Consider the following 8,949-nt stretch of genomic DNA (forward strand, 5'->3'; position numbering starts at 1 on the left):
CCCTCCCCCACCGACTCCACCACTCCCGCGGCCTCGTGGCCGAGCAGGAACGGGAAGTCGTCGCTGATGCCACCCTGTTTGTAGTGCAGATCGGTATGGCACACCCCACACGCCTGCACCTTCACGACGGCCTCACCCGGACCGGGATCGGGCACCACGATCGTCTCCACCCGCACCGGCTCGTCCCTGCCCGGTGCGATCACACCGCGAACCTCCTGCGCCATGGCGCTCCACCCTTCCCTCGGCGGTTCTCCGTCCATGTCCGACCCTAGAGGGGGCTGATCGACAAAGGCACGGAACAGGGCCGACGGGCCGACGTAGCCTGAATGCTCCGTCCGACTCGAAGGAGCGCCGTGAGTCCAGCCCAGAGGCCGACCGACCAGCCCGCCTGGCGGCTGCTCCTCGGATACGTACGGCCGCACCGGTGGGCCCTGCTGACCGGCGCCCTGCTCTCGCTGGTCACGGGCGCGACGGGCCTGCTGCTGCCGCTGGTGGCACGGGAGTTGATCGATGACCTGTCCCAAGACCGCGCCATCACCGGGGCGTTGCTGCTCATGTCGGGGCTGGTGGTCGCCAACGCGGCAGTGGGCGGGCTGGGTTCGTACGTGCTGCGGCGCACCGCCGAGTCGGTGGTGCTCGGCGCCCGGCGCGCCCTGTCGTCGTATCTGCTGCGGCTGCGCATCACCGCCGTGGACCGCAGTGAGCCGGGCGATCTGATGGCCCGCATCACCTCGGACACGACGCTGCTGCGCGAGGTCACGACCGACTCGCTGGTGGGCCTGGGCACCGGAGGGCTCACGCTGGTGGCGACGGTGGTGATGATGGGCCTGGTGGATCCGGTGCTGCTGGCGGTCACGCTCGGCGTGATCCTGGGCGCCGGCACGGTCCTCGGTGTGATCGTGCCGCACATCAACCGGGCCAGTCGGCAGGCGCAGGACGCGGTCGGTGTGATGGGGGCGTCGCTGGAGCGGACCCTCGGCGCGCTGCGCACGGTGAAGGCGTCCGGCGCCGAGCACCGGGAGGAACGTACGCTGCACGAGGCGGCAAAGGAGTCGTGGCGGCAGAGCGTGCGGGCCGCCAAGTGGTCGGCGGCGGCGGGCAACACGGCCGGGCTGGCCATGCAGATCGCCTTCATCACGGTGCTCGCGGTGGGCGGGGCACGGGTGGCGACCGGGGCGATCGATGTCGGCACGCTGGTCGCGTTCCTGCTGTACGTCTTCTACCTCATGTCGCCGATACAGCAGGTCGTCGGCGCGATCACGCAGTACCAGACGGGTTCGGCCGCCCTCGCCCGCATCCAGGAGGCGCTCCGGCTGCCCGCCGAACCGTCCGCCGCTCCCGCGCCGCTGCCCACCGCCGGGGCCGAGCCCGCCGCGCTGGCCTTCGAGGACGTCCGCTTCCGCTACGCCGAGGATCTGCCGTACGTCCACCACGGCGTGACGTTCACGGTGCCCGCGCAGGGCATGACGGCGTTCGTCGGCCCGTCGGGCGCGGGCAAGACCACCGTCTTCTCCCTGATAGAGCGGTTCTACGACCCCGAGGCCGGGACCATCACCCTCGACGGGCGGGATCTGGCGGACTGGGAGCTGCCCCGACTGCGGTCCGCCATCGGCTATGTGGAGCAGGACGCCCCGGTCCTGTCGGGTTCGCTGCGGGACAATCTGCTGCTGGGCAGCCCCGACGCGGACGACGACGCCGTCAGGCGCGTGCTGAAGACGACCCGCCTCGACGACCTGGTCGCGCGGCTGCCCGACGGGCTCGACACGCTCGTCGGGCACCGCGGCACCAAGCTGTCCGGCGGTGAGCGCCAGCGCGTCGCCATCGCCCGCGCCCTGCTGCGCCGCCCCCGGCTGCTGCTGCTCGACGAGGCCACCTCGCAGCTGGACGCGGTGAACGAGGCGGCGCTGCGCGACACGGTCGCCGACGTCGCCCGTACGACCACGGTCCTGGTCGTCGCGCACCGGCTGTCGACGGTGACGATGGCCGACCGGATCGTGGTGATGGACGCGGGCCGGGTGCGTGCGGTGGGCACGCACCGCGAACTCGTCGCGCGGGACCCGCTCTACGCGGAGCTGGCGGCGACACAGTTCCTGGCCACGGCCGGGTGACGCACCTGCCGTACGCGAGCGGCTCACCGGGGGGCGTCTGTGCGTGGTGCTTCCACCCGGTAGGTGAGGTGTCACACTCCGCGCACGAAAAGGGCCGCCCGGCACGGTCCGGGCGGCCCTTCCTGTGGGTCGGTGACCTATCGGCGACCCTGGAGCTGGTTCAGGTGCTTGATGTGGTCGAGGTGGCCGAGCTGCTGGGACACCCTCGGGACGCGGTGCTTGTGCTGCTCGGGGATCCCGGTCGTGGCGAGCGAGTCGAGCGTGGCGATCGGATTCAGCTGGGCGCCCGCGCTCCGGGTGTCCGCGTGGGCGGGGTTCGCCAGCGGCGCGGTGAGGCCGGTGATGCCTGCCGCGAGGCCAACGGCGGCTGCGAGAATCGGGGTTGAGATCATGCCTCAGGAACGTGGACGGACCGCCGCCGGACACGGCCGCCCGGCGGGGCTCACCCATCAGGCGGAGCGCTCCGGCTGCGCTTGCCGAGTCCGGCGGGGCGGAGGAGTCTCTTCATGAGAGGCCCTCGCGGCCGCTCCTCGTCGTGCCGCGGGCCTCGAAGGAGGTCACCATGGGCACCGCCACGAGCCCGTCATTCGACACCGAGACACTGCGCCGGGGCATCGAAGGGCAGACCCCGGACACGCTGCTGTCGCTGTACGCGGACGACGCGGAACTGCGCGTCGTGAACCGCAACTCCCAGCCCAGCCACCCCAGGGTGCTGCACGGCCGGGGCGAGATCGCCGAGATGCTAGACGACGTCTACAGCCGTGACATGACGCACAAGCTGGAGGGATGTGTCGTCCAGGGCGACCACGCCGCCTACAGCGAGTCCTGCGAGTACGCGGACGGGGTGCGCGTCCTGTCCGAGTCGATGATCACGCTGCGCGACGGCAAGATCGCCCGGCAGATCCTGATCGAGGCGTGGGACGAGTAGCGGACGGCAGCCGCCACGGGAGCCACCGAGGGTCCAGGTCCACCTCGCGGCCGACCTGGACCTTCTGGGCCTGGACCTTCTGGACCTGGACCTTCTGGGCGGTCAGGAGGTGCGCAGCGTCGTGACGAGGTCGCGCGGCAGCCCGTGGGTGTCGTGGAGGTAGCGGTAGTCCTCGTCGCTCAGCGGGCCCTCGAACCGCGGACCGCCCAGCACGCGCCGCCCTCGCTCCAGAAGCCTGCCGAACCGCCGTTCCTCCTCCAGCAGCACCTCGCGCACGGAGCCGGTTCCGCGGGGCTGGCGGAAATGGTCCAGCGTGTGTCCGAGGAGTTCCTCGGGCAGGTCGGAGAGGGTGCGGGAGGGATCGTCGCGCCACAGTGTGGTCAGGACGCGGCGGATCAGCCGGCGCAGCACGTAGCCGCGTCCGGTGTGGGACGGCCGTACGCCGTCGCCGATGACGACGATGCCGGAGCGCAGATGGTCGCAGACGAGCCGCCTCGACGACTCCTGCAGGTTCCACAGCGGCGGCAGGAGCCTCATCCAGGGTTCGAACAGGTCGCTGTCGTAGACGCAGTCGTGGCCCTGGAGGACGGTCACCAGTCGTTCCAGTCCCATGCCGGTGTCGACACCGGGCTGATGGAGGGGTTGGAGGCTGCCGTTCTCGAGTCGGCGGTAGCGCATGCTCACGTGGTTCCACACCTCGACCCACCGTGGGTCGGTGGTGGGGCTGCCCTGGGGCGAGGTGCCGGGGTCGCCGCTCCAGACGAAGATCTCCGAGTCGGGGCCGCACAGGCCGACGGGGCCGTGGGACCACCAGTTGTCGTCGCGGGTCGGCTCCACGGGCAGCCCCAACTCCTGCCACACGCCGAGCGATCGGTGGTCGGGGCCTACCTCGTCGCCCCCGCCGAAGACGCTGACGTGCATCAGCTCCCGCGGGATGCCGAATCCGTCGTGCAGCAGCTCGTATCCCCAACGCAGGCTCTGCTCATGGCCGTAGTCGCCCAGGGACCAGGAACCGAGCATCTGAAATACCGTCAGGTGGGTGCGGTCGCCGACCTCGTCGAGGTCGGTGGTGCGCAGACAGCGCTGGACGTCGACCAGGCGACGCCCCTGTGGATGGGGGCGGCCCTCCAGGTAGGGCGTGAGCGGGTGCATGCCCGAGGTGGTGAACAGCACGGGGTCGGAAGGCGGCGGCAGGAGTGTGCCGCCGGTGATGAGCTGGTGACCGCGCTCGCGGAAGAAGTCGGTGAAGGTGCGGAGGATCTCGTCGGTGTTCGGTGTGGTGCGCATCGCGGTGTTCCTTCGGGTCATGGAGACCGGAACGAGCCGCGGAACAGGCTGCGACCTGGGAAGCAGAGGGGGCGCACACCGGCGGTCCGTTTCCGGCCGCCGGGAGGGAGGGGATCAGGCGTCGGCAGCCGTCGAGCTGGTCGCTCGCGCGGCTGCGGTGTGGGTGGGCCTGATGACCTTCATGGAATCGACGGTAACAAGTGGGCTGCGGGGTGTCTCCCGGATTTCCCGCAGCTCTGCGCGCTGCTCGGCGTGGTGGCCGCGGACGCGCTCGTGCGCGGGGATCGGCCCGGCTCAGGCCCGAGGACGAACAGGTCGGCGCGGCGTGCCGAATCCGCACCGCGACGGCATCAAAGAGGTCGCCTGCGATTCCCGTCCGCGCGGTCGCGCGTGAGTTCTGAAAGGCGGGGATACCCGGGGGCCATGAATCGACTTCTCAAACCCAGGCACAAGGAACACCGAGGGCGACACAGTCCGCCTCCGCAATCGCCCTCCGACCGGTCGGCCCCCGACCGGACCGAGCCGGAGGCAGCCGGGGCGCGGGACTCGCAGGAGCGGTTCGGGCCGGATCCGCAGGTGGAGGAGAAGGCGCCCGACACGCCGAGCGAGCTGTCCAAGCGGTCGTGGGGGGCGGCGTTGAAGGGCACGCTGCGGGAGTTCAAGGACGATGAGCTGACCGATCGCGCGGCGGCGCTGACCTACTACGGAGTGCTGTCGCTGTTCCCGGCTCTGCTGGTGCTGGTGTCCGTGCTCGGGCTGGCCGGCAGGTCCGCCACGAACGCGGTCCTGGACAACATCAACCAGCTCGCGCCGGGCTCGGCCCGGGACATCCTCACCCGCGCGGTCGAGCAGTTGCAGGGCAACAGCGGTCTCGGCTCCCTCATGGCCGTGGTGGGCCTGCTCCTGGCGGTGTGGTCGGCCTCCGGCTATGTCGCGGCCTTCATCCGCACCGCCAACGCCGTCTACGACATACCCGAGGGGCGCCCGGTGTGGAAGGTCCTGCCGGTCCGGCTCGGCGTGACCGTCGTACTCATGGTGCTGGCCGTGCTCAGCGCGCTGATCGTCGTCTTCACCGGCGCCCTGGCCAGCCAGGTCGGCTCCACCCTGGGCGTAGGTGACACGGCTCTGACGGTCTGGGCCATCGCCAAGTGGCCGGTCCTGGCCGTCCTGGTGACCACCATGATCGCGCTCCTGTACTGGGCCACCCCGAACGCCAAGGTGCGCGGCTTCAAGTGGATCACCCCGGGCAGCTGCCTCGCGCTGCTGATCTGGATGATCGCCTCCGCGGGCTTCGCGTTCTACGTCGCCAACTTCGCCTCGTACAACAAGACCTACGGCACCATGGCGGGCGTGATCGTCTTCCTGGTCTGGCTGTGGGTCGGCAACCTGGCCATCCTGCTCGGCCTGGAGTTCGACGCGGAGGCCGCACGGCAGCGCGCGATCGCCGGCGGGCACCCGCCCGAGGAGGAGCCCTACACCGCCCCGCGGGACACCCGCGCCTGGGACGAACAGGACCGACGCCGCCTGCGCGGCCCCTGACCGAGCCGCGCGGTACGGCAGCCCGACGCCCGGGTACCCGGCGTCACAGCCCATCCGCGAACCCCGACACCGGGGGGAAGGTGACCCTCATGACCACTGTGGAACCGCGGTACCGCTCCCGCTCCGACGCGTCGGTCGGCGAACTGGTCCAGGAGGCATCCCGGGAGCTGACCGATCTGGTCCGGGCCGAGATGCGACTGGCCCAGACCGAGATGACGCAGAAGGGCAAGCGCCTGGGCATGGGCGGCGGCATGTTCGGCAGTGCCGGACTGGTCGGCTTCCTCGCCCTGCAGGCGATGGTCGCCACCGCGATCGCGGCCCTCGCCGTGCCCCTGCCGGTGTGGGCCGCCGGACTGATCATCACCGGAGCCCTGCTCGTCGTCGCCGCGGTGATGGCGGCGATCGGCAGGACGAAGGTCCGCCAGGCCACCCCGCCCACCCCGGAACGGTCCATCGACAGTGTGAAGGCCGACGTGGCCGAGATCAAGGAAAGGGCACAGCGATGACCGGTGGCGCGACGCCCGGCAAGGGCCCCGACGAACTGCGCGAGCAGATCGAGCACACCCGCGAGGAACTGGGCAGGACCGTGGAGGAGCTCGCCTCCCGGGCCGACGTCAGGGCCCGCACGCAGGACAAGGCCCAGGAGGCCGGGGAACGGGTCGGCCACACGGCCGCCGAGGTCGCCCGGCGGGTTCGGGAGAAGGTGCCGCAGCCGGTGCAGGACAAGGCCGACCGGGCCGCCCACCGCGTCCGCGACACCGCCTCCCGGGCCGGCCACATGGTGCAGGACAGGACGCCCGAGCCGATCCGGGAGCGGACCGACCGCGGCCTGCGGACCGCACGGCAGCACCGCGGCGCGCTGCTCGTCGGGACGGCCGCGGTGGGGGGCGCCGTCCTCATGGCACGCCGTCGCCGCGCGGGAGCCCACCGATGAACACCGCCAAGATCGCCTACAAGCCCGTGGGCCTCGCGCTCGGCGCCGTCAGCGGCATGCTGGCGGGCGCGGCCTTCAAGCAGGCGTGGAAGATGCTCGGCCACGACGAGGACGCTCCGGACGCCACCGACGAGCACCGCACCTGGAGGGAGGTCCTGGCGGCGGCGACCGTCCAGGGCGCCATCTTCGCCGCCGTCAAGGCTGCCGTCGACCGCGCCGGCGCCACCGCCACGCGCCGCATGACGGGGACGTGGCCCGGCTGAGAAACGGGTGCGACAGCGGGGAAGGCCACGCGGGTCACCGCCCGGCGCCGGGGCGCGGTGCGGGGGGATGCGGTGCGGGGGGGGGTGGGATGGGGTGCGCCGTCAGCGCATCCAGGCGCTGTACTCCATGACGTCCCCCGCCTTGACGCCGTACTCGGGCTGGTCCGTGGTGAAGGTGGTCTCCAGGCCGAGGACGGTTCCGGTGGCGGGGTCCAGGATCAGCATCCGCCGGGTGACGGAGGCGTCGTACACGTACGCCTGTCCACGCCTTCCCAACCGGTCCGTCACCTGGCCGACCGGCCGCAACCCCTCTGTTCCGGCCAGCAGTTGGGCGAGCGCGGCGGACTCGCGGGCGCCGAGCGTCCAGTGGTCCAGCAGCTCCGTGACGGCGTCCAGCAGCCCGGCCGTGTCCATCGGGTCGTCGCTGTACCGGGCCTGCTGAAGGTAGGCGCGCAGTCCTGCGGGGTCGTGCGGCGGCGGCGACTCGGGCGGGGCGTCGCTCCAACTCGGCGGATAGGTCTGCCTGCTGAGGACGTGGCCGTCCTCGACCAGACGCGGCTCGCCGTCCGCCTCCCTGAGGACCGGCCGGCCCGGATGCCGCGGGTCGGTCGCCACCACGAGCTCCGTGTGGCTGTCGTCGGCGTGCCAGCGCACGATGCGTTCCTCGGGGAGGGTGATCGGCGGCTTGTCGTCGCTCATGCCGAGGCTCCACGACTGCACGTGGGTGCCTTTGCGCAGTGCCGGTGCCCCGTCGGCCGCAGCCGCTCGCGCGCGCTGCGCCATCTCCTTCAGGGACACGGGGGTCGAGTCGGTCCGCACGACCAGCGGGCGGGGTGCGGCGACCGCGGGTGCGGTGGTCTGACCGGTGAACAGCAGGCCCGACACGAGCGCGGCGACCACGGCCGAGGCCGCGAGACCCCAGGCCAGTCGGATACGGCGGTGCGGTGCGGCGGGGCGGTCGCGCAGCAGCCGGTCGAGGTGCCGTTCGGCGCGGTGGTCCAGCGGGCCGTCGCCGAAGTGCGGGCCGTCGGCCGGCACCGGGTCGGCGCGGCGCAGGAGTTCCAGTTCGTCAGCCATGGCCGTGTTCCTTCGATGCGGTCGCGGGGCTCAGTCGGTCGATCTCGGCTCTCAGGCGCCGACGGGCCCGGTGCAGCCGCATCGACGCGGCCCGGCTGCCGCAGCCGAGGACGACGGCGATCTCGTCGATGCCGAGTTCCTCCCAGGCCGTCAGGCGCAGCACCTCCTGGTCCGCCGGGGAGAGCCGGGCCAGCGCCTCGTGCACCCAGGCGCCCGGCGACTCGGCGTCGGGGCCGGCCTCGATGTGCCGGCGGTGCGCCGTGTCGTCGTTGCCGAGCCGGTCGACCAGTCGCCGACGGCGCCCGTAGCCGCGTACCGCGTTCGCCAGGCAGTTGCGTGCCACGCCGTACAGCCAGGGCAGCGGGGTGGCCGGGAGGTCGTCCCGGCGCCGCCAGGCGACGGTGAACACCTCCGCCACCACCTCCTCGACCTCACTCATACGCCCGTCCAGTCGCCGCGCGACATAGCGGCTGACCGCCCAGTAGTGCTCGCGATAGGCAGCGGCGAAGATCTCGTCGTTGCTCATGTTCCGTTCGTGTCCGGCACCCGCTGGATCGTCACACCCGTTTCCGTGATTCTCGTCGCCCCCTGTGAGTGTGACGTCCGGGCGGCGGACGGACACAGGCGGGGCGTGAAGAGGATCAGAGACATCAAGAGCGTCAGGGCCGTCCAGTGGCTGACCACCACCGACCACAAGACGATCGGAACGCTCTACTTGGTCACGTCGTTCGCGTTCTTCGTGATCGGTGGCGTGATGGCGCTGCTCATGCGCGCCGAGCTCGCCCGGCCTGGTCTGCAGATCATGTCGAACGA

General features: G+C 71.7%; 11 protein-coding genes and 1 pseudogene. 7 read left to right on the forward strand and 5 right to left on the reverse strand.

What is annotated here, in order from left to right:
- Positions 1-224, reverse strand: a 224-nt coding sequence (locus ABZ078_RS43635; protein ID WP_356584133.1) for an alcohol dehydrogenase catalytic domain-containing protein, incomplete at its 3' end; no start/stop codon positions are given.
- 129 nt (positions 225-353) lie between these two features.
- Here ABZ078_RS43635 and ABZ078_RS43640 point away from each other — a divergent pair.
- A complete protein-coding gene (locus tag ABZ078_RS43640; protein ID WP_356584135.1) occupies positions 354-2,108 on the forward strand; it encodes an ABC transporter ATP-binding protein in 1,755 nt (584 codons plus the stop codon).
- Between the two features lie 137 nt (positions 2,109-2,245).
- Here the strand turns inward: ABZ078_RS43640 and ABZ078_RS43645 are convergent, their stop codons facing one another.
- Positions 2,246-2,500: a hypothetical protein gene (locus tag ABZ078_RS43645; RefSeq protein WP_356584137.1), complete on the reverse strand. Its 255-nt coding sequence runs from the start codon at positions 2,498-2,500 to the stop codon at positions 2,246-2,248.
- A gap of 170 nt (positions 2,501-2,670) precedes the next feature.
- Between ABZ078_RS43645 and ABZ078_RS43650 the strand changes: the two genes are divergently transcribed.
- Positions 2,671-3,036, forward strand: a complete 366-nt coding sequence (locus ABZ078_RS43650; RefSeq protein WP_356584139.1) for a nuclear transport factor 2 family protein — start codon at positions 2,671-2,673, stop codon at positions 3,034-3,036.
- A 102-nt stretch (positions 3,037-3,138) separates the two neighbouring features.
- On the opposite strand, the gene ABZ078_RS43655 is transcribed toward ABZ078_RS43650, so the two are convergent.
- Positions 3,139-4,323 (reverse strand): alanine--tRNA ligase-related protein, encoded by a 1,185-nt coding sequence (locus ABZ078_RS43655; protein ID WP_356584141.1) that lies wholly within the window; start codon positions 4,321-4,323, stop codon positions 3,139-3,141.
- A 423-nt stretch (positions 4,324-4,746) separates the two neighbouring features.
- On the opposite strand from ABZ078_RS43655, the gene ABZ078_RS43660 reads away from it, so the two are divergent.
- The 4 genes from ABZ078_RS43660 (at position 4,747) to ABZ078_RS43675 (ending at position 7,059) form a co-directional block, all read left to right on the forward strand.
- Positions 4,747-5,862, forward strand: coding sequence for a YihY/virulence factor BrkB family protein (locus tag ABZ078_RS43660; protein WP_356584143.1), 1,116 nt, complete (start codon positions 4,747-4,749; stop codon positions 5,860-5,862).
- A gap of 89 nt (positions 5,863-5,951) precedes the next feature.
- On the forward strand, positions 5,952-6,368 hold the full coding sequence (locus tag ABZ078_RS43665; protein WP_356584145.1) for a phage holin family protein: 417 nt from the start codon (positions 5,952-5,954) through the stop codon (positions 6,366-6,368).
- On the forward strand, positions 6,365-6,796 hold the full coding sequence (locus ABZ078_RS43670; RefSeq protein WP_356584147.1) for a DUF3618 domain-containing protein: 432 nt from the start codon (positions 6,365-6,367) through the stop codon (positions 6,794-6,796). The genes ABZ078_RS43665 and ABZ078_RS43670 overlap by 4 nt, the downstream gene beginning before the upstream one ends.
- Complete coding sequence (locus ABZ078_RS43675; RefSeq protein ID WP_356584149.1) at positions 6,793-7,059, forward strand: DUF4235 domain-containing protein; 267 nt, start codon at positions 6,793-6,795, stop codon at positions 7,057-7,059. The genes ABZ078_RS43670 and ABZ078_RS43675 overlap by 4 nt, the downstream gene beginning before the upstream one ends.
- Before the next feature lie 102 nt (positions 7,060-7,161).
- Here ABZ078_RS43675 and ABZ078_RS43680 read toward each other — a convergent pair whose 3' ends face one another.
- The gene (locus ABZ078_RS43680) at positions 7,162-8,136 is read right to left on the reverse strand and encodes a CU044_5270 family protein (protein WP_356584151.1); all 975 of its coding nucleotides are present in this window, start codon (positions 8,134-8,136) and stop codon (positions 7,162-7,164) included.
- Complete coding sequence (locus ABZ078_RS43685; protein ID WP_356584153.1) at positions 8,129-8,662, reverse strand: sigma-70 family RNA polymerase sigma factor; 534 nt, start codon at positions 8,660-8,662, stop codon at positions 8,129-8,131. Before ABZ078_RS43685 ends, ABZ078_RS43680 begins: the two co-directional genes overlap by 8 nt.
- Positions 8,663-8,707: 45 nt before the next feature.
- On the opposite strand from ABZ078_RS43685, the pseudogene ABZ078_RS43690 reads away from it, so the two are divergent.
- Positions 8,708-8,949, forward strand: a pseudogene (locus ABZ078_RS43690) (hypothetical protein); the annotation flags it as partial.

The organism is Streptomyces sp. NPDC006385, from assembly GCF_040612485.1.
In the GTDB taxonomy this organism is placed as follows: domain Bacteria; phylum Actinomycetota; class Actinomycetes; order Streptomycetales; family Streptomycetaceae; genus Streptomyces.

Bases quoted from the DNA above. Each gene is read 5' to 3' on its own strand.
- ABZ078_RS43685 (WP_356584153.1), bottom strand. From the start codon at position 8,662: ATGAGCAACGACGAGATCTTCGCCGCTGCCTATCGCGAGCACTACTGG.
- ABZ078_RS43670 (WP_356584147.1), top strand. From the start codon at position 6,365: ATGACCGGTGGCGCGACGCCCGGCAAGGGCCCCGACGAACTGCGCGAG.
- ABZ078_RS43655 (WP_356584141.1), bottom strand. From the start codon at position 4,323: ATGCGCACCACACCGAACACCGACGAGATCCTCCGCACCTTCACCGAC.
- ABZ078_RS43645 (WP_356584137.1), bottom strand. From the start codon at position 2,500: ATGATCTCAACCCCGATTCTCGCAGCCGCCGTTGGCCTCGCGGCAGGC.
- ABZ078_RS43665 (WP_356584145.1), top strand. From the start codon at position 5,952: ATGACCACTGTGGAACCGCGGTACCGCTCCCGCTCCGACGCGTCGGTC.
- ABZ078_RS43660 (WP_356584143.1), top strand. From the start codon at position 4,747: ATGAATCGACTTCTCAAACCCAGGCACAAGGAACACCGAGGGCGACAC.
- ABZ078_RS43680 (WP_356584151.1), bottom strand. From the start codon at position 8,136: ATGGCTGACGAACTGGAACTCCTGCGCCGCGCCGACCCGGTGCCGGCC.
- ABZ078_RS43650 (WP_356584139.1), top strand. From the start codon at position 2,671: ATGGGCACCGCCACGAGCCCGTCATTCGACACCGAGACACTGCGCCGG.
- ABZ078_RS43675 (WP_356584149.1), top strand. From the start codon at position 6,793: ATGAACACCGCCAAGATCGCCTACAAGCCCGTGGGCCTCGCGCTCGGC.